Annotated in this window: 20 protein-coding genes; 8 read left to right on the top strand and 12 right to left on the bottom strand. The window is 71.8% G+C overall.

The window, feature by feature from the left end:
• Window positions 1-37 precede the first annotated feature (37 nt).
• Genes OHA25_RS46530 through OHA25_RS46520 form a run of 3 tightly spaced genes read left to right on the top strand, consistent with a single transcriptional unit; the run spans window position 38 to window position 2823 of the window.
• Window positions 38-970: an ROK family glucokinase gene (locus OHA25_RS46530; RefSeq protein ID WP_327583258.1), complete on the top strand. Its 933-nt coding sequence runs from the start codon at window positions 38-40 to the stop codon at window positions 968-970.
• Between the two features lie 6 nt (window positions 971-976).
• Complete coding sequence (locus OHA25_RS46525) at window positions 977-1672, top strand: endonuclease/exonuclease/phosphatase family protein (protein WP_327583257.1); 696 nt, start codon at window positions 977-979, stop codon at window positions 1670-1672.
• A gap of 38 nt (window positions 1673-1710) precedes the next feature.
• On the top strand, window positions 1711-2823 hold the full coding sequence (locus tag OHA25_RS46520) for a hypothetical protein (RefSeq protein WP_327583256.1): 1113 nt from the start codon (window positions 1711-1713) through the stop codon (window positions 2821-2823).
• 21 nt (window positions 2824-2844) lie between these two features.
• Here OHA25_RS46520 and OHA25_RS46515 read toward each other — a convergent pair whose 3' ends face one another.
• On the bottom strand, window positions 2845-3303 hold the full coding sequence (locus OHA25_RS46515) for a hypothetical protein (RefSeq protein ID WP_327583255.1): 459 nt from the start codon (window positions 3301-3303) through the stop codon (window positions 2845-2847).
• Window positions 3304-3349: 46 nt separating this feature from the next.
• Complete coding sequence (locus tag OHA25_RS46510; RefSeq protein WP_305919917.1) at window positions 3350-4108, bottom strand: alpha/beta hydrolase; 759 nt, start codon at window positions 4106-4108, stop codon at window positions 3350-3352.
• Between the two features lie 169 nt (window positions 4109-4277).
• Here OHA25_RS46510 and OHA25_RS46505 point away from each other — a divergent pair, with 169 nt between their 5' ends.
• Complete coding sequence (locus OHA25_RS46505) at window positions 4278-4985, top strand: lysophospholipid acyltransferase family protein (RefSeq protein WP_327583254.1); 708 nt, start codon at window positions 4278-4280, stop codon at window positions 4983-4985.
• Here OHA25_RS46505 and OHA25_RS46500 read toward each other — a convergent pair.
• Window positions 4982-5449, bottom strand: coding sequence for a MarR family winged helix-turn-helix transcriptional regulator (locus tag OHA25_RS46500; protein ID WP_327583253.1), 468 nt, complete (start codon window positions 5447-5449; stop codon window positions 4982-4984). The two genes, OHA25_RS46505 and OHA25_RS46500, sit on opposite strands and share 4 nt — an antisense overlap.
• Before the next feature lie 91 nt (window positions 5450-5540).
• Here OHA25_RS46500 and OHA25_RS46495 point away from each other — a divergent pair, with 91 nt between their 5' ends.
• Complete coding sequence (locus tag OHA25_RS46495) at window positions 5541-5969, top strand: DoxX family protein (protein WP_327583252.1); 429 nt, start codon at window positions 5541-5543, stop codon at window positions 5967-5969.
• Between the two features lie 97 nt (window positions 5970-6066).
• Here OHA25_RS46495 and mmuM read toward each other — a convergent pair whose 3' ends face one another.
• The 5 genes from mmuM to OHA25_RS46470 form a co-directional block, all read right to left on the bottom strand.
• Complete coding sequence (mmuM, locus tag OHA25_RS46490) at window positions 6067-6933, bottom strand: homocysteine S-methyltransferase (protein WP_327583251.1); 867 nt, start codon at window positions 6931-6933, stop codon at window positions 6067-6069.
• Entirely contained in the window at window positions 6930-7763 is an 834-nt protein-coding gene (gene otsB / locus OHA25_RS46485) for a trehalose-phosphatase (RefSeq protein ID WP_327583250.1), read from the bottom strand. Before otsB ends, mmuM begins: the two co-directional genes overlap by 4 nt.
• A gap of 101 nt (window positions 7764-7864) precedes the next feature.
• Complete coding sequence (locus tag OHA25_RS46480) at window positions 7865-8110, bottom strand: hypothetical protein (RefSeq protein WP_327583249.1); 246 nt, start codon at window positions 8108-8110, stop codon at window positions 7865-7867.
• A gap of 451 nt (window positions 8111-8561) precedes the next feature.
• Window positions 8562-10979 (bottom strand): VIT domain-containing protein, encoded by a 2418-nt coding sequence (locus tag OHA25_RS46475; RefSeq protein WP_327583248.1) that lies wholly within the window; start codon window positions 10977-10979, stop codon window positions 8562-8564.
• Window positions 10976-11797, bottom strand: coding sequence for a helix-turn-helix domain-containing protein (locus OHA25_RS46470; RefSeq protein WP_327583247.1), 822 nt, complete (start codon window positions 11795-11797; stop codon window positions 10976-10978). The genes OHA25_RS46475 and OHA25_RS46470 overlap by 4 nt, the downstream gene beginning before the upstream one ends.
• 120 nt (window positions 11798-11917) lie before the next feature.
• Between OHA25_RS46470 and OHA25_RS46465 the strand changes: the two genes are divergently transcribed.
• On the top strand, window positions 11918-12385 hold the full coding sequence (locus tag OHA25_RS46465; protein ID WP_327583246.1) for a Dps family protein: 468 nt from the start codon (window positions 11918-11920) through the stop codon (window positions 12383-12385).
• A gap of 172 nt (window positions 12386-12557) precedes the next feature.
• The gene (locus OHA25_RS46460) at window positions 12558-13580 is read left to right on the top strand and encodes an alkaline phosphatase PhoX (protein WP_327583245.1); all 1023 of its coding nucleotides are present in this window, start codon (window positions 12558-12560) and stop codon (window positions 13578-13580) included.
• 35 nt (window positions 13581-13615) lie between these two features.
• On the opposite strand, the gene OHA25_RS46455 is transcribed toward OHA25_RS46460, so the two are convergent.
• Entirely contained in the window at window positions 13616-14209 is a 594-nt protein-coding gene (locus tag OHA25_RS46455; protein WP_327583244.1) for a TetR/AcrR family transcriptional regulator, read from the bottom strand.
• Between the two features lie 93 nt (window positions 14210-14302).
• Here OHA25_RS46455 and OHA25_RS46450 point away from each other — a divergent pair, with 93 nt between their 5' ends.
• Window positions 14303-16486 carry an MMPL family transporter gene (locus tag OHA25_RS46450; RefSeq protein WP_327583243.1) on the top strand — a complete coding sequence of 728 codons (2184 nt, stop codon included), beginning with the start codon at window positions 14303-14305 and terminating at the stop codon, window positions 16484-16486.
• On the opposite strand, the gene thiI is transcribed toward OHA25_RS46450, so the two are convergent.
• The 3 genes from thiI to macS all read right to left on the bottom strand — a co-directional run bounded on the left by thiI (window position 16483) and on the right by macS (window position 20325).
• Window positions 16483-17679, bottom strand: coding sequence for a tRNA uracil 4-sulfurtransferase ThiI (gene thiI, locus OHA25_RS46445; RefSeq protein ID WP_327583242.1), 1197 nt, complete (start codon window positions 17677-17679; stop codon window positions 16483-16485). The genes OHA25_RS46450 and thiI overlap by 4 nt on opposite strands.
• A gap of 64 nt (window positions 17680-17743) precedes the next feature.
• Entirely contained in the window at window positions 17744-18397 is a 654-nt protein-coding gene (locus OHA25_RS46440; RefSeq protein ID WP_327583241.1) for a response regulator transcription factor, read from the bottom strand.
• A 797-nt stretch (window positions 18398-19194) separates the two neighbouring features.
• The gene (macS, locus tag OHA25_RS46435; RefSeq protein ID WP_327583240.1) at window positions 19195-20325 is read right to left on the bottom strand and encodes a MacS family sensor histidine kinase; all 1131 of its coding nucleotides are present in this window, start codon (window positions 20323-20325) and stop codon (window positions 19195-19197) included.
• Window positions 20326-20353 lie beyond the last annotated feature (28 nt).

Raw genomic sequence — 20353 nt, 5'->3', positions numbered from 1 at the left:
CGGAGCTCCCGGGCGATAAGAGGAGTGACACAGGGGCATGCTCACGATCGGTGTCGACATCGGCGGGACCAAGGTCGCCGCGGGTGTGGTCGACGACCAAGGGAAGATCGTCGCCCATACGTTGCGGCCCACCGCCGCCGACCGCCCTGACGTGGTGGCCGAGACGGTGGCCGACGTCGTTCGCGAGCTGTCCGCGGACCGGGAGATCGAGGCCGTCGGGGTGGGCGCGGCCGGGTTCGTCGACGAGACCCGGTCGATGGTGCGCTTCGCGCCCAACCTCGCCTGGCGCGATGAGCCGCTGCAGAAGAAGATCAGCGGCCTGGTCGGCCTGCCGGTCGTGATCGAGAACGACGCCAACGCCATGGCCTGGGGCGAGACCAGGTTCGGCGCCGGGCGCGGCCAGTCCCACGTGGTCTGCATCACGCTCGGCACCGGCATCGGCGGCGGTCTCGTCTTCGACGGCGCGCTCTACCGCGGCCGCTGGGGAGCGGGCGCCGAGTTCGGCCACATGCAGGTCCAGCCCGGCGGGCGGCCGTGCGGCTGCGGCAACGTCGGCTGCTGGGAGCAATATGCCAGCGGCCAGGGCCTCGTCAAGGAGGCCAGGGAATTGGCCGCGGCCCGGCCGGAGCAGGCGGAGATCCTGCTCGGGCTGGCCGGCGGCAAGATCGAGGGCGAGGAGGTCACCGAGGCGGCGCGGCTGGGCGACCAGGTCTCGCTGGCCGCGTTCGCCTCCTTCGCCGAATGGCTCGGCCAGGGGATGGCCGACCTGGCGGCCGTGCTCGACCCCGGCTGTTTCATCGTCGGCGGCGGTGTGTCCAGGGCCGCCGACCTGTTCATCGACCAGGCCCGCGCGACCTACGCCGAGCGGCTCACCGGGCACGGGCACCGGCCGCTCGCCGAGATCAGGCTGGCCGAGCTCGGCGCCTCGGCCGGGGTGGTGGGCGCCGCCGACCTGGCCAGGCTGCGCTAGGGCCGCGTGACGATCAGGGTCGGCACCTACAACGTGCGCGGGCTGCGCGACAGCGCGACCGCGCTGACCCGGGTCATCACCGCCATGCGCGCCGACGTGCTGTGCGTGCAGGAGGCCCCCAGGTTCTACCGCTGGCGGGCCAGACGCCGGGCGCTGGCCGCCGCCGCGGGGCTGCGCCTGGCCACCCCCGGCAGGCTCGGCGGCGTGGCGGTGCTCGCCGGCCGGCGCGTCCGGGTGCTGCGGGCCGAGAGCCACGCGCTGCGGGCCTTCCTCGGGCTGGAGCTACGCGGGCTGGCCGTGGCCGTCGTCGAGGCCGACGGGGCGCGGCTGGCCGTCGGCTCGCTCCACCTCGACCTCAACGACCCGGCCAGGGTGCACCACGCGGCCGAGGCGGTGGCGCTGATGGAGCGGGCGGCCGCCCCGTTCGGCGCGGCGATCGTGCTCGGCGGCGACGTCAACGAGCAGCCGCACCAGCCGGCCTGGCGGTATCTGGCCGGGCGGCTGGCCGACTGCTACGCGGTGGCGCCCAAGGGCGACGGGCTGACGTTCCCGGCGGCGCGGCCCGCCGTACGCATCGACGGGGTGTTCGCCGCGCGCGAGGCGCGTGTGGTGTCGTGCGGGGGAGTGGACGCCGAGATCGCCGATCTGGCCGGGGCCAGTGACCATCTTCCTGTTATCGCAGAGTTGCGACTTGGGCACTAAAGGGCAAGAGGGGCCGGTCAGCCCGTAGCATTTGCACCATGACTCGTCGCTCTCAGCGGCGTGCGCTCTCCTTGATCTTGGCGACGTCCGTGGCCTTGCCGCAGGTCACGCCCGCCGCGCATGCCGATCCTCGCCGCCCCACCACGATCGAGGCGTGGCAGCAGTCGACCAGCGTGCGCCTGCAGGCCGACGGCTCGCTCTCCGACGTGCTGGCGCTGTCCTCCAGCGACGTCTGGGCGGTCGGGCAGCAGGAGATCTGGGACGTGTGGAAGAACCGCGGCACCATCCGCCACTGGAACGGCGCCCGGTGGACCGAGGTGGCCATCCGCGACGCCACGGCCGCGGGCAACCTGCGCAGCCTGGCCGCCGCGGGGTCGTCCGACGTGTGGGCGGTCGGCGACGGGCACGACGGGCTGCCCTACCTCGCGCACGGCAACCTGGCCGGATTCGACCGGGTCAGGCCGCCGGGGCTGCGGGCCGGCGACTGGCTCGCCGGCGTCGACGCCAAGCAGGGCAAGGTGGTGGCGGTCGGCAGCCGCGACAAGCAGGGGCTCATCCTCACCGGGCAGGGCAACACCTGGAGCGCCGAGCAGACCAAGGAAGAAGGCGCTCTCTACGCGGTGGCGGGCGGGTTCGCCGTCGGCGACACCGGCACCGAGCCGCTGGTCGTGCACTACTCGGGTGGCTCGTGGAAGTCGATGCCGCTGCCCTCCATCCCCGGCGGCTACCTGCGCGACGTCCAGGCCGACAGCGCCAAGCGGGCGGTGGCCGTCGGCGGCGTCTACCGGGGCCCGGGCGACATCTCCCCGCTCGTGCTCACCTGGAACGGCAAGCGGTGGAAGCAGCTGGCACTGCCCGAGTCAGACGCCCGCCTCTACGGCGTGACCGGCGACGGCAAGGGACGCTACTGGATGGCCGGCTATGACCCGGCGCGGGCGGCCGAGCCGTTCATGATGCGCTGCGAGAAGGCCGCGTGCGAGATCATCCGCGGCGAGGCCGAGCGGGGCAGGAGCACCGTGCGTCTGCAGGCCGTGGCCTATCTCGCGGGCAAGAGCACGGTGTGGGCGGTCGGGCACGCGGTCGACACCCGCGACCGCTACACCGACGTCGTGGAGTCGTTCGCACCCAAGGCGATGGAGGGCAAGTCCTAAAAGGGCGATGGAGAGCGGGTCCTAAAGGACCGCACCGTCGTCCCAGCCGGAGTCGTTCGGCGGGCCGTCGCCCATGCGCACCACCAGGGCCACGAACCCGCCGATGAACGCCGCCACCGCCGTGAACAGCGCCCACCCGTCCATCTGCCAGCTCGCCATCGCCGCGACCAGGAGGTAGGCCGGGCCGCCGAACAGCGCCACCCACGCCAGCTTGGCCGGCAGATCGAGCTTCGGCAACGGCGGGGGCGGAGGCGGCACGAAGTGCCCCTCCCCTTCTTCCTCGTCGTCGTCCTGCTTGTCCTCAGGCTCGTCGAGATCCTCCTCGAGCTCCTCCGAGGGCTTGACCACCCGCCGGGTGGGCTCAGCAGGGACGTTTTCGCTGTCCGGCCATGGCTGGTCGGCCGAGTCGCGCTCGGCTGTGTCGTTGAAGGACGCGACGATCTGCCGCCAGACCTCGTCCTCGTCACTCTGGGGCGTCACCTAGATGGGCCTCTCCGCAGCGATCGCGACTTCCCCCTGGGTGCGATCAGTCCCTCTGCAAGGGTACCGAGGCATGTGTCCGGATGAAGTCGAGGCTACCGGCAAAGATCCTGTCGGCATCATTGTCGAGCGTCGCAACATGGTAGCTATCGGTAAGCTCCTCGATCGTGGCCTGCGGGACCCTTTGGCGAATGATCGCCACACTCGTCGGCTTCACCACATGGTCGTCCACGCTGTGGAAGACCAGCAGCGGCTGCGTCACCTTCACCAGGTCGGCCTGCACCAGCGACCACAGTCCCGGCAGCGACGCGGCCGCCTTCACCGGGGTGCGGGAGTAGGCCAGCTCGGTCACGCCGGGCTTCTTGACGTCATTGGCGACGCCGGGCACGGACGGCACGAACCACTTCAGCAGCGGCGCCAGCTTCAGCAGCGGCACGTCGTTGGCGATGGACGGGTTGACCAGCACCACGCCCCTGATCGCTGGGCCGTGCACCTCGGCCAGCCGCAGCGCCAGGCAGCCGCCCAGCGACAACCCCGCCACGAACACGTCCGCACAACGGCCCTGCAGGTCTGCGAACGCCTTCTCCACCTCGGCGTACCAGTCCTCCCAGCGCGTGCGGTTCATCTCCTGCCATCGGGTGCCGTGCCCCGGCTGGCGGGGCAGCGAAACGCTGACCCCGTGCCCGGCCAGGAACTGGCCCCAGGGTCGTAACGATTGCGGGGTGCCCGTGAACCCATGGCAGAGCAGCACGCCGACCTCGCCTGCGTCATGGTTGTAGGGCTCCGCGCCTGGCATGAGCGGCATAACAGCTCCTCCATGCGATTTCATTCCGGGGGACCGGGGCGTTCATCCAGGAACGGCCCGATCGTCGCACGTTCAGGGGTGATTGTGCGAGCGCTGGTGTAGGAGCATGGCCGTCGAGATGGGAAGATGACTCTGCCTGCCGACGACGTGCTGGAGAAGAGGTGCCGCGGTGTTCTACTGGGTGGTCAAGGCCATCTTGGGGCCGATCCTCCACCTTGTGTTCAGGCCGTGGACGGAGGGCACGGAAAACGTGCCGAAGGAAGGGCCGGCGATCCTGGCCGGCAACCACCTGTCGTTCGCCGATCATTTCTTCGGCCCGCTCCAGCTGCGCCGCAAGGTCATCTCGCTGGGCAAGTCCGACTACTTCACCGGCCGCGGCGTGAAGGGCTTCTTCACCCGGCTGTTCTTCAGCGGCGTCGGCACCGTGCCGATCGACCGCTCCGGGGGCAAGGCCAGCGAGGCGGCGCTCCGCACCGGCCTGCGCATCCTGCGCGAGGGCAACGTCCTGGGCATCTACCCGGAGGGCACCCGCTCGCCCGACGGCCGGCTCTACAAGGGCAAGACCGGTGTGGCCCGGCTGGCCCTGGAGTCGCGGGCCCCGGTCATCCCCTGGGCGATGATCAACACGTACGAGATGATGCCGCCGGGGCGGGTGCTCCCCAAGTTCGGGATCCGGCCGGGCGTCCGGTTCGGCAAGCCGCTCGACTTCTCCCGCTACTACGGGATGGAGGACGACCGCCTGGTGCTGCGCGCGGTGACCGACGAGATCATGTATGCGCTGATGGAGCTGTCCGAGCAGGAATACGTCGACAAATACGCCGCCAGCGCCCGCGTCGAGATGGAGCGCGCCGCCCGCGCCGCCGCCGCCAGGGACTAGCGGACGTCCGAGGAGCGTAGTGCCTCCTCCGTCTTCCGCAGGGCGGCCGTCATCGTGTGCAGCTCCTCCCGGCTGAGCCGATCGATCAGATATCTCCTGACGACCTCCACGTGCCCCGGCGCCACTCGCTCCAGGCACCGCAGGCCCGCCTCGGTGATCACCGCCAGCACACCGCGCTCGTCCGACGGACAGGTGGCACGCTCCACCAGCCCCGCCTTCTCCAGCTGAGTGATCTGGTACGTCAGCGCGCTCTTCGACACCACGACACCCTTGGCCAGCTCCGTCATCCGCTCCTGGCGGCCGGGGGCCTCGGCGAGCCGCACCAGGATCTCGAACTGCGGGTGCGTCAGCCCCGCCGCGGCCTTGAGCTGCTCTTCGATCCGCCTGTCGAGCAAGTGGGAAGTCGACAGGAAGGCGCGCCAGGCCGCCATCTCCGTCGAGTCGAGCCATCGGGGTTGCGTCACCTGCCCAGTCTACCGCGTTTGTTCAGATTTTAACTTTCCCTGCTACAGTGCTCTTGTTCAAAACTGAACAACTATCTCACTAGGAGGTCGCATGGTCGACCAGGCCCGTCCCGTCGTCCTGCTGCTCGCGAGAATCGCCCTCGGGGTGATCTTCCTCGTGCACGGCTACCAGAAGTTCGCGACCATGGGCATCGCGGGCACGACCAAGTTCTTCGAGTCCGTCGGCATCCCGCTGGCCGGCGTGGCCGCTCCGGCCGTCGCGGTGCTGGAGGTGGCCGGCGGCCTGGCGCTGATCCTCGGCGCCGCGCTGCCGATCGTCGGCACGCTGCTGGCCCTCGACATGATCGGCGCGATCGTCTTCGTCCACGCCGCCAACGGCTTCGGCGCCGCCGAGGGTGGCTATGAGCTCGTCCTGGCGCTGGCCGCGGCGAGCCTGGCCATCGGCTTCACCGGCGGCGGCGCGCTGGCGCTCGACCGCGTCTTCGGCCGCCGCCGCACCGCCGAGTCGGTCTCCGCCTGACTTCGGCCCCCGAGGACCCCGCGCACCCGCTCCCTCAGCCAGGCGTGCGCGGGGTCGGCGTCGTAGGCCGGTCCCTCGGACCGGTCCGGGCTGCGTCCTACGACAGATGGGCGCGGATCTGCGTGATGTGATCGGGAGTCGTCCGGCAGCAGCCGCCGATCAGCGACGCGCCCGCCAGCTGCCACTCCTTGGCGGCCTGCCCGAACTCCACCGGATCGGCCAGGCCCAGCCAGCGCCGATGCCCGGCGTCCCAGCTCTCGCCCGAGTTGGGGTAGACCACGACGGGCAGCCCGCCGGACAGGCACGCGATGAGCCCGGGGATGTGGCGGGGCGCCGTGCAGTTCGCGCCGACGGCCACCACCTGCGGATTCCCGCTGAACAGGGCGGCCGCCTCGCGGATCGGCGTGCCGTCGTTGAGCCGCTCGCCGTCCCGGCAGGAGAAGCTCACCCACGCCTTGACCCCCGGCGTGCGCTCCAGCAGCCTGGCCAGAGCCCGCGCCTCCAGATAGGACGGAATCGTCTCGCAGGCCAGCAGGTCGGCACCGGCCGTGGCCAGGATCTCCCAGCGCGGCAGGTGCCAGGAGTAGAGGCCGTCCTCGTCGAGGTCGTAGTCGCCGGTGTATTCGGCGCCGTTGGCCAGGAACGCGCCGTACGGGCCGACCGAGGCCGCCACCAGCCCGCGGCCGGCCTGGTCGCGCGCCTGCCCGGCCAGCACCACCGACAGCCTGATCAGCGCCTCCGCCTGTGCCGCTCCCAGGCCGCGCCGCATGAAGCCCGGGATCGTGGCCTGGTAGCTCGCGGTGATGGCCACGTCGGCCCCCGCCGTGAAGTAGTCGGCGTGCGCCTGCCGGATCAGCTCCGGCTGCTCCAGCAGCAACCGCGCCGACCAGAGGTCGTCGCTGAGGTCGGCACCGAGCCGTTCGAGGTGGGTGGACAGGCCCCCGTCCAGGACAAGTGTGGTCACCCATCCAGGGTAAGAGCAGGCGGAGGATGGCCGGGAAAGGAGCTGATCACCTGCTCGAGCAGGACCGGCGTGTCTTCGGGGGAGTCCACCGTGAAGTCGGCCCGGCGCGCCAGCTCGTCGCCCGTCTCCCGGTTGGCCACCGCGACCCGGACGCCCATGAACCCGGGATCCCGCTCCTCCCTGCAGCGCAACGCGTCGAACGCGCGGCCGTCGGAGATGTCGTCGCCGAAATACCAGGCGCGGGTCAGCGTCTCCGCCTCCTGGGCGATGACCGTGCCCTTGTCGCACTCCACCGGCGGCCGGAGCTCCACCACCATGCGGCCGTGCTGCTCGCGCAGGCCCAGCTCGACCGCCTTGCCCGAGGCCCACCGCTCCACCGCGCCGCGCAGCGCCGGGACCGCGCGGTAGTGCAGCGACACCACCAGCGCCTTGTCCTCGATCAGGACCTCGCCCGGCAGATCGCGGGCGGCGTCCGCGGCCAACCGGCGCATGATCGGGGCCCACGGCTCGGCCGCCGCATCGGTGCGTACCCGGCCATCGACGACGGTCTGCATCCCGTAGAGGCCGAACAGGGCGACCTGCGGCGCGCGCGAGAACCGCTCGCACAGGAACGCGGCCGGGCGGGCCGAGACCACGGCGACCCTGCCGACCAGGCTCGTCAGCGCCTGCAAGCGCTCCACCGCCCCCGGAACGGGGAGCACGGCGCCGGGATCTCGCATGATCGGGGCGATCGTGCCGTCGAAGTCGAAGAAGAAGCCGGATTTCCTGCTCTCGGAAACGGTGGCCGAGACTGCTTCGGCGAAGCGGAGCGGGGCGCGAGGAGTCGCCATGGTCGTGACGATAGAACAGCCTGACCGGCTCGGATAGACGCTCGTCCGATATTCGGCCGGGGTTCAGACGGCGGCTACGCGGGCGAGGGCGGGGTCGTCATTCAGCCGGCGGCCACGCGGGCCAGAGCATGGTGATCCGGGACGGTCACCTCGCCGGGGCCGATCTCGATCATCCCGCGGCGTTCGAACGAGCGAAGGGCGCGGCGTACCAGCCAGGTGGCCACGCGTGCCGGCACGTCACGCACCGTCGGGTCGGTGAGCCGGTCGTCGAGGTCGCGGACGGTCGCGGCCAGCGTGCGCAGCAGCCGCGCCGCGACGGACGGCTCGGTGGCGACGAGCTCGAGCACCGCCGTACGTGGCCCGCCTTCACCCGGCCGCCGAGCAGCACGATCAGCTGATCGGCCGGGTCGCCCTCGGTGCACAGCACCTGCCCGGCCGGATAGCGCCTGCGCCGGGTCAGGGCCGCCAGCGCCCGCAGCCGCTCCTCGCCAAGCCCGCCCAACATCGGCAGGTCGGCCAGCGTGTACGTCATGTATCCCCGTATACACCCTGCCGGTGCCTCGCGATGCGGAGCGAGGACCCGATCGTCCCCTAGCGTGCGGGGACATGGCGAGATACGTGTTGCAACTGGCCTTCGACGGCGATCCACGACGGCTCACGGCCCGCCCCGCGCACCGGGAGCCCCTGCGGCGGCTCAAGGAGGAGGGGCGGCTGGTGAGCGCCGGGCCGTGGGCGGACGACAGCGGGGCGCTGCAGCCCCGGCCCCGCCCGATGCCTGGGCAGGGCCGGAGCGGGCGGTCAGTGACGCTTCCAGAAGGGCGTACGACGGTCGCCGCCGGGCAGTGGGCCACCGGGATGCCCACCACCGGGTTGCCCGCCCTCGTCGCCGAGGTGCCCGCGGCCCGGCGTGGGTCGGGGCGGCGGTGTGGAGCCGCCGATCAGGGCCCTGAGGACCGCGATGGCGTGGTCGTGCAGCGCCTGGGCGTCCGCGCCCGGCCGCTCGGCCGCTTCCAGCTCGCGAGCCAGCCTCACCAGCTGCTCGTCGCCGCCCAGGTATTCCGCGAGCGCCGCCAGCCGCGAGCCCAGGTCGGCCAGGTACAGCAGATCGGGCGCGGGCAGCGCCGTGAGCCGATCCAGCTCGGCCACCAGTTGCGGCCGGACCGACTCCAGCCGGCCCGCGGGACGCGGCCCCGGAGCGAACCTCGGCCCGCCCCCGAGCCGCCCAGGCTGACTGGGCCGGGGACCGGGCTTGAGCCCGCCGCCACGGGCCAGGAACCCCTCGTCGTCACGGGCCATCTCGGCGGCGCCGAACCCGGGCTCAGGCCGCTGCATCCGCGGCGCGGCCGCGGGCATGGCCATCATCGCGGTGTGCGCCGTGAAGCCGCCGCCCATCATCGGCGCGGCCTGCGGCGGCTCCCAGCCGCTCGGCGGCTCGACCGGCTGGATGACGCGGTGCTCGGGCCCGCCGTCGGCGACCTGCCTGGTGTCGACCGCCACGTACGCGGTGAAGCGGCAGAGCACGCCGTGCTCGAGCGACGTGCGGACGATGCGCGACTCCAGCTCGTGCTCGCCCATGGCGTAACGGTCCTCGAGCTCCCGCAGGTGCGCGCGGGCCCACACGGCGCGGACGGCCGGATTGTCGACTGTGACACCCGCGACCTGCTCCTCCCACGGGCCGCCGGCGGCCATTCCGCGTACGGTCACCGAGGACCCTTCGCGGTAGCGCCCGTACACGCGCAGCGGGACACCAGGGAAGATCGACCCGAGATGCGTGACCGTACCGGGCTCGACCTCCAGCCCCTTGAGCGAGAGGTCGGTCACCAGGGGAGCGCCGATCCTGCGGTGGATGTGGTCCATGGCCGCGTCGAGCCGGTCCTCCGACTCGACCAGCTCACACCGGCCCGCGCCGAGCCCGGCGAGCCTGCCGAGGAAGCCGGCGTTCACGGCCCGGTCGATGCCGACCGTGTGCACGCGCATGGCCGACAGCGCGCCGCCCGCCTGCTCCAGGATCTGGTCCTCGTTGCCCACCTGGCCGTCGGTGACCAGCACCACGACCCGCTCCCGCTCGGCCGGGGCGCCCAGCAGGGCGATGGCCTGGCGCAGCGGCTCGAGCAACTCCGTGCCGCCGCGGGCGTCGACCCGGGCGAGGTGCTCCACGGCGCGGTACCGGTTGCGGTCCGACGCCTCCACGAGCCCCTCGAACGCCCGCTCCACTACTGAGTCGAACGTCAGCACCGCGAAGCGGTCCTGCGGCGTCAGCGTGTCGACGATGCGGGCGGCGGCCCGGCGCGCGGCCACCATCTTCCAGCCGCCCATGCTGCCCGAGCGGTCGAGCAGCAGCACCAGATCCCGCGGCGTGCGCGTGGCCTGCAGCGGCGGCGGCACGACGGTGAGCGCGAACGTCCCCCCTTGCCCGGCCGGGCTGTCGAGCTGCAACGATGTGGAGGCGTCGAACGACATCCGCAGGATGAGGTCCCGGTCCAGCCGCTCACCCGGACGCAGCCGCACCGTGTGGCCCTCCTCCTCGACCACGTGCAGGCTGGAGGCCAGCTCACGCAGCTCCAGACCGGCGGCGTCCACGGTCGCGGCGAGCGACAGGCGCACCGGGTTGGGGAAGCCGGGCAGCAGCACGGGCGGGCTGATCCTGGACGCGTCCGGCACGGCGTCGGTGTCGGGCACGACGCCGTCACCCGCGGGCCGGCCGTCGATTGGCGTGCCCGGGATGTAACGCGGCGCCACCACCAGCGGGAAACGGAACGTGGCCGCCCCGTCCTCGTACGGCAACGGCTGGCTCATCGTCAGCCTGACCGAGACATGCTCGCCGGGCAGGATGTTGCCCACCCGGATCGTGAACACGTCCGGCCGGTCCTCCTCGGCGATGGCGGCCCGCCTGCCCTCCCGCAGGGCGCGGTCGTAGTCCGCCCTGGCCTGGCCGCGCTCCTTCAGCACGCCCTCGACCACCCGGTCGTCGGCCTCCATCCGGAACGCGGTCACGGCCGCCCGGTCGGGCAGCGGAAAGACGTACGTGGCCTCCAGCGTGACGTCGAACGGGTTCCTGAACCCCTGCGTGACCTCGACCCCGGCGATGAGGCCCGAGATGTCCGCGCTCACGTCCACGCTCTCCAGCGGCAGGTTGCCGCGCTCGGTCAGCAGCGCGCCGAACCCGGCGTCCGGCACCGGCAGGCACCGGGCGGGCTCCAGCGAAGTGATCTTCATATCAGCTCCCTTTCTTCGAGCACCGCGAGCAGCGGTCCCGCCGCCGCCAGCACCGCCTGAACGTCCTCCTCGGACAGGGCGCGCCCGCCGTCCAGCACCAGCCTCACCCCATCACTCAACCTGACTCCGGCGACCACCGCCCCGGCGCCGCCGCGCCCCTCCGTTCCCGTCTGTCGCCCGGCCACGTCGGCGCGCCCTCCCGGCCGCCACCCGGACATCCCGGGACGCGTTCGCCTCGAGGATTGCCTATCGACATCGGGATTACCTGCCGCCTCGACGCCCACGCGGCCGTGGGGCAGGGCGAGATCTGCACCGCTGCTGGGCATGACGAGATCTGCACCGCTGCCGGGCATGGGGGCGTCGGCGCTCCCCTGGTCGGGCGCCGCAGCATAGGGCGGCGTCTCGGCGGCACGATGCACGCCGTCCCCGTCGGGCCGCTCGGTCCAGAACCGCTCGCGCCCCGCTTCGTCACGAACTGAGCCGTCCGCATCCTCCAGAGCCATGGCACGCGCAGCACTCGCCGTGTCCTCGAGCATCCGATCCGTGGCGCCCGCCAGGGCCGCCTGGATCTCGGCGATCGAGTGGCCTGCCGCCTGCAGTCGCTTGATGGCCAGCAGTTGCAGCAGGTGCCGCCGTCCGTACTGGGCGATCCGGCCGCGCCGGGTCAGGGGCGGGTCGACGAGGCCGATGGTCGTATACCACCTGATCAGCCGCTCTCCGGGCACGTCGCGGACCCGGCCGTTGGCCGGCGCGGCGCCGGCGCGCAGCGCCAGGGCCGCGTGCTCGGCCAGCTCGCCGATGGTCCAGGTGTCGCTCATACCTCCACAATGACACTGTCATTATTACAGTGTCAACGTTAAGGGCTCGGAAGTTTGGGCATGTGGATGCGTGTACGGAAATAAGCGGACAAAGCTCATCGAACGGGGAGGAATTGCGACATGGCGAAGATCACTGGTCCGCTATCGGGAGACGCCAAGAACACGGTCACGGACGCCCTGCAGGGCGCCCTGGTCGATCTCATAGACCTGTCACTGGTCGCCAAGCAGGCACACTGGAACCTGATCGGCTCGCACTTCCGCTCCATCCACCTTCAGCTCGACAAGGTCACGGACTTGGCGCGGACGCACATGGACACCATCGCCGAGCGTGCGGTCGCCCTCGGGGCCAACCCGGACGGCCGGGCCGCCACGGTCGCCAAGTCGACCAAGCTCGCGCAGCTGGAGAGCGGCTGGGTGGAGGACGGAAAGGTCCTCGCGACGATCATCGACGTCCTGGACGGCATCAGCAGGCGCATGCACGAGCGCGTCCGGGCCACCGACCAGCCCGACCCGGTCAGCCAGGATCTGCTCATCTCCGTGGCACAGGACATCGACAAGCAGCACTGGATGTTCCAGGCCATGAGGTGACCAAGGCACGACGGGAGTCCGGGAGCCGCATCGGCCCCGGGCTTTCGTACGTCACCGCAATCTGATGATCGCGGGACGGGCCCATGGGGTTTGCGCAGAGTTTGGTGTCGCGAGTCCCTCCCATTCATGTCGGTGCGGTCGACTAGCGTGGCACCTAGAGGGAGGCCCCACGATGTCCCACAAGACTCTCCTCCGCACGGGCCCGCTCTTGCCGGGCGGCGCCAGCCCCTACGGGTCGCTCGGCCTGCCGGGCGCCGGCGGACTCGCGCTGCCCTCGGGGTTCACCGGCCGGGTCGTGGCCCGCTCGGGTCACAAGATCGCCGGCCTCACCTGGCACATGGCGCCCGACGGCGGCGCCTGCTTCCCCGACGGCGACGGCTGGATCTACGTCTCCAACTCCGAGCTGCCCCTGCTCGGCGGCGCCTCCGCGCTGCGGTTCCGCGCGGACGGCAGCGTCGGCGACGCCTACCGCATCCTGTCGGGCACCGACCTCAACTGCGCGGGCGGCGCCACGCCCTGGCACAGCTGGTTGTCGTGCGAGCTCGGCCACCGCGGCCGCGTCTTCGAGTGCGACCCCTACGGCGCCCGCGCCGGCCGCCCACGCCTGGCCATGGGCCGCTTCAAACACGAGGCCGCGGCCTGCGACCCCGAGCGCGGCGTGGTCTACATGACCGAGGACGAGCCCGACGGCTGCTTCTATCGGTTCAGGCCGGGCGACTGGGGCGATCTGACCGAGGGCACGCTGGAGGTGCTGTGCTCCTCCGGCCGCTGGCGGGTGGTGCCGTCGCCGGCGGCGCTGCTCCAGGAGACCCGCCACCAGGTCGAGGACGCCCGCCACTTCGACGGCGGCGAGGCCTGCCACTACGCGGGTGAGGTCTGCTACTTCACCACCAAGGGCGACACGGGCCTGTGGGCCTATGACGCGCAGACCTCCACACTCGACCGGCTCTGCGAGGGCGTGCGCGCCATCACCGCCGCGCCGTCCGGCGACCTCTACGTCGCCAGGGAGACGATGCAGATCGACGTCATCGCGCCGGACCGCGCGGTCACGCCGTTCCTCCGGCTGGAGGGGCACGAGGGGGCCGAGCTGACCGGGCTGGCGTTCTCGCCGCGCGGTGACCGGCTCTACTTCTCGGCGAGGCGCGGCCGCGCGGAGGGCCACACGTTCGAGGTGACGGGCCCCTTCCGCGGCTAGCTCGGAGGGCCACACGCAACCGGCGCCTCCCGCGGCTAGGTCAAATAGCGGACGAGCATGAACTTGAGCTCGTCCACCAGCTCGGCGCTGTGCTCGGGTGTGGCCGTGGTGATCATTGGCATCACCGTCTTCACCATGGACAACATCATCGTGCCCATGAGCCGGGCCCGGTCCTCTGCGAGTTCGGGCCTGAGACGGCGCAGCATGGCCGCGAGCTGCCCGGAGATGTCCTCGTGCAGCCGCTGTGAGGCCGCGGCGAACCGGTCGCCGGTGGCGGATCCGTACAGCAGCGACCAGTAGGCCGGTGAGCGGCTCTTGAACCGCACGCTCTCGTCCACGAGCTGCCCGACCAGCACCTCCAGCGGGACGTCCGGCGTGACCCCGGCCAGGCGGGCGGCCCAGAACTCCTGGCGGTCGTCGGTGTAGCGGGACACCAGCCCGTCCAGGATCTCCTCCTTGTTGCGGAAGAACTGATACAGCGACCCCGGAGACATCCCCGCCCGCGCGGCGACCTGGTTCGTCGTCAGGTCCGGGAAGCCGACCTCGGCGATCACCAGCTCGGCGGCGTCGAGGATCTCCTCCATGCGCTTCAGGCCGCGCGCCTGCCGGCGCACCGTGCGTTCAGCCATGCGGCACCTCGTTGACAAATGCGAGCATTTACTTGTATTTCTGATGGGGAACAGCAAACACGAGTAGTTTACCGAGTTTTGATCGGAGTTCCCATGACGGTGGACACGCGCCTGCGGCCCGCCGCCGCGGCGACCACGGGGCCGCCGCTGCGCAGGCTCGGCTTCCTCCTGGTACGCCGCCGCAGGCTCGTCCTCACGCTGGCCCTGCTCGGACTGATCGCCGCCGGAGTCCTCGCCGCGGGCGTGGTGCCCCGGCTGTCGCTGGCCAGATTCGAGGCCCCGGGCTCGGAATCCGACCGGGCGCAGGCCGAGCTGGCCGAGCGGTTCGGCACGGGAAGCCCCGATATGATCTTCCTGGTAACCGCGAAGAGCGGCACGGTGGACGATCCGGCCGTCGAGACCGCGGGCAGGGAGCTGACCGCCCGGGTCGGGCGCGAGAGCGACGTCGCCGAGGCGGCCTCGTACTGGACCCGCGGCAAGCCGGCCACGATGCGCAGTGAGGACGGCAGGCACGCGCTGATCGTCGTCCGCATTCCGGGGGACGCCGACCACGTGCGGGCGCGGGTGCTGCCCACGCTGGTCCCCGAGATCACCCGGGGCACGGACCTGCTACAGGTGCGGGCCGGGGGAGGGGAGGAGGTCTTCCGCGAGACCGTGCCGCTGGCCAGGCAGGACTTCGTCCGGGCCGAGCTGGTCATCTTCCCGCTGGCGTTCGTGCTGCTCTGGCTCTACCAGCGGCGCGCGATGTCGGCCCTGGTGCCGATCCTGGCCGGGCTGTTCGCGATGGTGATCGGGCTGGCCCTCCTGAGTGCCGTCCTGACATTCACCGAGATTTCGACGTTCGCCCTGAACCTGACGCTGGCCATGGGGCTCGGCCTCGGCATCGACTACTGCCTGTTCGTGATCCAGCGCTTCCGCGAGGAGACACGAAACGGCAAGGACCGGGCGGCGGCCGTCGCCGGGGCGGTCGAGCACGCGGGCCGGACCGTGCTGTTCAGCGGCGTGACCGTGGCCGCGTCGCTCGCGGTGCTGTTCGCGCTGCCGTTCGACTTCCTGCGCTCCTTCGCCTACTCCGGCATCGCCGTCGTCATCGGCGGCCTGGTCGCGGCGGTGCTGGTGCTGCCTGCCGTGCTCGCCTCCATCGGCGGCACGATGCTGCCCAAGCGGGAGAGGCCGGAGCGGGCGGCGGGGTTCTGGCATGCGCTGGCCACCCGCGTGATGCGCCGGCCGCTGGTGTTCGGGGGAGTGGCGACCGTGCTGCTGCTGGTGCTCGCCTCGCCGTTCCTGGGCCTGCGCTTCGGCGTGGCCGACGACCGCATCCTGCCGCTGGAGGCGCCCTCCCGGCAGACCCAAGAGGTCATCCGCAAGGAGTTCCCCGCTGAGGAGACCGACGCCATCCAGCTGGTCTCGCGCGAGGCCGCGGCGGGCGAGGTCACCGCGTACGCGACGAGCCTGTCCAGGTTGCCCGGTGTGGCTCAGGTCGACTCCGCCGCCGGGTCGTTCGCGAACGGGCAGCGGGTGGGCGACGGGGACCCGTCCAGGTTCCAGGGGGAGGGCACGTGGCTGTCGGTGGTCCCGTCCGCCGCCGCCCTGGCCGACGACCCCGTACGGCTCGTCGAGGCCGTCCGCGCGGTGGAAGCGCCCTTCGGCGTGCTGGTCGGCGGCTACCCCGCCGAGCTGTCCGACTACCGGGCCTCGGTCGTGGACCGGCTGCCGCTGGTGCTCGCGCTCATGCTGGGCGTGACGTTCGTCGTCCTGCTCCTGATGACGCGCAGCCTGATCCTTCCGATCAAGGCGACCCTGCTCAACGTCCTCAGCCTCGGCGTCATGTTCGGCGCCATCGTCTGGATCTTCCAGGACGGCAACCTGTCAGGCCTGCTCGGCTTCACCCCGACGGGCACGCTCGACCCGAGCATCCCCATCCTCATGCTCTGCGTGGCCTACGGCCTGTCCATGGACTACGAGGTGTTCCTGCTGTCGCGCATCAAGGAGGAGTACGACAGGACCGGCGACACCGAGGAGGCCGTGGCCACCGGCCTGCAGCGGGGCGCGCCCCTGATCACGGCGGCCGGCGGCATCCTGGCGCTCACCTTCGCCGCGTACGCCACCGCGCGGGTGACGTTCGTGCAGATGCTGGGCGTCGGCATGGCCGTGGCCGTGCTGGTGGACGCGACCGTGATCAGGGCGGTGCTCGTGCCGGCTCTCATGCGCCTGGCAGGGCCCCTCAACTGGTGGCCCGAAAGGTCCCGACGTGACGAAAGCAGTGTGGCCGGCTAGAGCGTGTATTCCTGGATCGAGTCGGCGAGCTGCACGCAGAGCTCTTCGGCGTCGAGCCGTTTCTCGATCTGCTTGAGGTCCTCGATCCTGGCCCGCGTCTCGGCGCGCTTGGGAGCCAGCAACGAGCAGCAGTCCTCATCGGGCAGCTCGGAGATCTCCAGCGTGCCGATGCGCCGGGCCTCGGCCATGATCTCGGTCTTGTCCCAGCCCACCAGCGGCCGCAGGATCGGCAGGTCCACCGCGTTGTCCTGGGCGGTGATGTTGGTCAGGGTCTGCGAGGAGACCTGGCCGAGCGCGTCGCCGGTGATCAGCGCGGCGGCGTGGATGCGGTGGGCGACCTCCTCGGCCGTCTTGAGCATGAGCCGCCGCTGCGCGATCACGGCCAGCCGGTCCTGGCCCGAGGTGCGGATCGACTGCTGCGCCTTGCCGAACGGCACCACCCACAGCCGCGACTTGCCCTGGAACCTGTCGAGCTTCCTGACCAGCGCGTACGCCTTGTAGATCGACTCGGACGTGGTGAACGGGATGCCGGAGAAGTGCAGGAAGTCGACGTGCAGGCCGCGCCGCATCATCCGGTAGGCCGCCACCGGCGAGTCGATGCCGCCCGACATGAGCACCAGAGCCCTGCCGCTGCTGCCGACCGGCAGGCCGCCCTGGCCGGGGATGCCGCCGGTGAAGACGAACACCTCGTCCCTGTCGACCTCGATGAAGACGGTCAGCTCAGGGTTCTTCAGATCGACCGGCAGGCCGTATTCGTCGTTGATCGCGCCGCCGACGAGCCGGTCGAGCTCGTTGGAGCGCAGGGGGAAGCGCTTGTCGCGGCGGCGGGAGCGGACCGCGAAACGGGCGCCCCGCTTGACCTCCTCGCTCTCGCCCACCAGCTCCAGGCCGGCCTTGAGCACGGCGTCGGGGTCCTTGGCGACCCGCCAGGCGCGGTGGATCCAGACCAGCCCGGGCACGTCGGCGACCCGCTGGGCCACGGCCTCGGCCTGCTCGGCGGTGGCGCCCTGGGGCAGGAAGATCGCGAAGACGCCGTGCCGCTTGCGCACGTCGACCTTGATGTCGAGGCTCTGCAGCGCGTCGCGGATGTTGGCGATCAAGCGCCGCTCGAACACCTCGCGGTTCTTGCCCTTGAGGACGATCTCGCCCAGCTTGAGCAGAACGCACGGCTCGCCCAGGGCGGACATCGTCATGGTGGAACCTCCGGGAAGACGGGGAACGGGCACGTGTTGAAGGCAACGCCGAGCCCTCTTGAGTTTAGTCCGCGTCCAGTCCTTGCTCGATCGCATATCGCACCAGCTCCACACGGTTGTGGAGCTGGAGCTTGCGGAGGGTGTTCTGCACGTGGTTCTGCACGGTGCGGTGGGAGAGCACCAGGCGGTCGGCGATCTGCCTGTACGACAACCCCTTGGCGACCAGCCTCAGGACCTCGGTCTCCCGGTCGGTCAGGCGCGGCCTCTCGGCCGACCCGTCATTCGGCACGTCCTGCGCGGCCAGCCGCCGGTATTCGCCGAGCACGAGTCCGGCGAGGCCGGGGGTGAAGACGGCGTCGCCCTCGGCGGTACGGCGGACCGCGTCAAGGAACTCCTCCCTGCTGGCCGACTTCACCAGATATCCGGACGCGCCCGCCTTGACCGCCTCCAGCACGTCGTCCTGCTCGGCGCTGGCCGACAACACCAGCACGCGAGGCGGCGGCTCCACCTCGGCCAGCCCGGCGGCCACCACCGCACCCGGCATGTCGGGCAGTCGCAGATCAAGCACGACGACGTCGGGCCGCACCGCCGCGGCCGCGCGTATCGCCTGCCGGCCTTCCCCGACGGCGGCCACGACCTCGTAGCCCGCCTCGGCGAGGTCTCTGGCGACCCCGTCGCGCCACATGGGATGGTCGTCCACCACCATGACCCGCACCATGCCGCAACTCTAAACCGCCACCGCCCGCCGACCGACCCGCACCGGCCCGATGGCTGCGCCGCGTGATGGCTGCGCTGCCCGATGGCTGCGCCGCCCGATGGCTGCGCCGCCCGATGGCTGCGCCGCCCGATGGCTGCGCCGCCCGATGGCTGCGCCGCCCGATGGCTGCGCCGCCCGATGGGAGCGCCGCCCGATGGGAGCGCCGCCCGATGGGAGCGCCGCCCGACCCGCACCGGCCCTATGGTGGGGCCAGCTGAGGGCAGCGCGTCTGGTGACAGCACACACCCCATGGCAGCGGGCCCTGCTGGCTGCTAGGCCGACCCGGCGGGCTGGTGGCGCTCGGTGGCAGCCACCTGACGGCAAGCGCCCGGACGGCCGCGATGCGGACGTGCAGACATCGCAGGCTGACGCCGCCGAGCCCGGTCGCCGGGATGCTACCCGGCTGCGTCGCGTGATGGCTGCGCCGCCCGACCCGCACCGGCACGATGGCGGGGCCGGCTGATGGCAGCGCGTCTGGTGACGGCACACACTCCGTGGCAGCGGGCCCTGCTGGCCGCCCGGCTGGCATGGCGGGCCGGTGGTGCGCTCGGTCGCAGTTCACCGTTGGCCGGGCGGCCGTGGGCGCGGCGGTGTCGGGCGAAGGTGGTGTCGGGCGAAGGTGGTGTCCGGTACAGGCGGCGGCGTCGGGGCCTCGACGGTGTTGGGCGCCGACGGTGTTGGGCCCCGACGGTGTTGGGCGCCGACGGTGTTGGGCGCCGACGGTGGTGGGCGCTGGCGGGGCGCCGTGACGGCGAATGTCAGGACGGGAGGGTAATTTCGACCTCGGTGCCCTGCCCGGGGACGCTGACGATCGAGACCTGGCCCCCCACCTCCGCCACCCGCCCCCGGATGGATTCCGCCACCCCCAGGCGGCCGTCGGCGCGGGCCTGGTCGAGGCGGCCGTCCGGGATGCCGGGCCCGTCGTCTCGAATGCTGACCGTCACCGTCTCCTCGCCCGACTCGGCCAGCACCCATGCGCGTGCCTGCGGCCCGCAGTGCGCGCGCACGTTGTCAAGGGCGGCCTTGACAGCCGCGGCCGCTCCTCTGGCCGTCTCGGCCGGCAGGATCAACGGGGTCGCCGGGGTGGAGACCGTCACCTCGGGCGAGACGTACCGCAGCAGCAGGGAGCGCAGGTCGGTCGTGCCCTCGGGGGCTGCGGGCCGGGTGGCGATGAGCTCGCGCAGTGCGGCCTCCTGCTCGCCGGCCAGGCGCCCCAACTCGGCGGCCTCCCCGCCGATCTGCCGCCCGCGCCGCTGAACCAGCGCCAGGACCTGCAGGACCGAGTCGTGGATGTCGCGCGCCAGGCGGTCACGCTCGCGCTGGGCGGCCTCCATCTCGATGGCCCGCTGCATGCGCTCCTCGGCCTGCTTGGCCAGCCGGGCCACGTGGCCGACCACGACGCCCGCGAGGAACAGCAGGACCGCCCCGTTGATCACAACAGACTCGTCGGGCGTGCGGACGAACCACAGGTCGCCGGCCGCCACCACGGCGGCCGCCACCGCCCCCGCGCGCCGCCCGCCGTAGACGGCCCAGGCGAGCACGGGGGCGGCCACCCAGGTCGCGGGGACCGGCATCATCCCCGCCACCCAGCTCGCGGGGAGCGGCGTCGTGCCGGCGGCGCCCGGTAAGGAGCCCTGCACGTACGGCGAGGACAGCAGGCACGCCAACGTCACCAGCAGGTCCATGACCAGCAGCGGCCGGCGCCGCAGCACCGGGACCGAATAGGCGTACGTCGCGCCCGCCGTCCACAGCGCCATCACGCCGATGACCAGCCAGCCCGCGACCGGCTGTCCGTAGCCGCGCTGCTGCGCCATGAGCACGGCCGCGTAGACCAGCGACGCCACACGATAGACCGCGATCGCCCGCCAGAACGGGACCTCGATAGCCATGAGACCCTCTCATGTTTCCGACAGGGAC

Source organism: Nonomuraea sp. NBC_00507, from assembly GCF_036013525.1.
Classification (GTDB): domain Bacteria; phylum Actinomycetota; class Actinomycetes; order Streptosporangiales; family Streptosporangiaceae; genus Nonomuraea.
The sequence above is the reverse complement of the archived record's forward strand: the minus strand, read 5'-3'. Positions and strand labels throughout refer to the sequence as shown.

Coding starts and splice junctions, on each gene's coding strand:
- OHA25_RS46530 (WP_327583258.1), top strand. CDS start 38: ATGCTCACGATCGGTGTCGACATCGGCGGGACCAAGGTCGCCGCGGGT.
- OHA25_RS46520 (WP_327583256.1), top strand. CDS start 1,711: ATGACTCGTCGCTCTCAGCGGCGTGCGCTCTCCTTGATCTTGGCGACG.
- OHA25_RS46510 (WP_305919917.1), bottom strand. CDS start 4,108: ATGCCGCTCATGCCAGGCGCGGAGCCCTACAACCATGACGCAGGCGAG.
- OHA25_RS46495 (WP_327583252.1), top strand. CDS start 5,541: ATGGTCGACCAGGCCCGTCCCGTCGTCCTGCTGCTCGCGAGAATCGCC.
- otsB (WP_327583250.1), bottom strand. CDS start 7,763: ATGGCGACTCCTCGCGCCCCGCTCCGCTTCGCCGAAGCAGTCTCGGCC.
- OHA25_RS46475 (WP_327583248.1), bottom strand. CDS start 10,979: ATGAAGATCACTTCGCTGGAGCCCGCCCGGTGCCTGCCGGTGCCGGAC.
- OHA25_RS46470 (WP_327583247.1), bottom strand. CDS start 11,797: ATGAGCGACACCTGGACCATCGGCGAGCTGGCCGAGCACGCGGCCCTG.
- OHA25_RS46465 (WP_327583246.1), top strand. CDS start 11,918: ATGGCGAAGATCACTGGTCCGCTATCGGGAGACGCCAAGAACACGGTC.
- OHA25_RS46460 (WP_327583245.1), top strand. CDS start 12,558: ATGTCCCACAAGACTCTCCTCCGCACGGGCCCGCTCTTGCCGGGCGGC.
- OHA25_RS46455 (WP_327583244.1), bottom strand. CDS start 14,209: ATGGCTGAACGCACGGTGCGCCGGCAGGCGCGCGGCCTGAAGCGCATG.
- OHA25_RS46450 (WP_327583243.1), top strand. CDS start 14,303: ATGACGGTGGACACGCGCCTGCGGCCCGCCGCCGCGGCGACCACGGGG.
- thiI (WP_327583242.1), bottom strand. CDS start 17,679: ATGACGATGTCCGCCCTGGGCGAGCCGTGCGTTCTGCTCAAGCTGGGC.
- OHA25_RS46440 (WP_327583241.1), bottom strand. CDS start 18,397: ATGGTGCGGGTCATGGTGGTGGACGACCATCCCATGTGGCGCGACGGG.
- macS (WP_327583240.1), bottom strand. CDS start 20,325: ATGGCTATCGAGGTCCCGTTCTGGCGGGCGATCGCGGTCTATCGTGTG.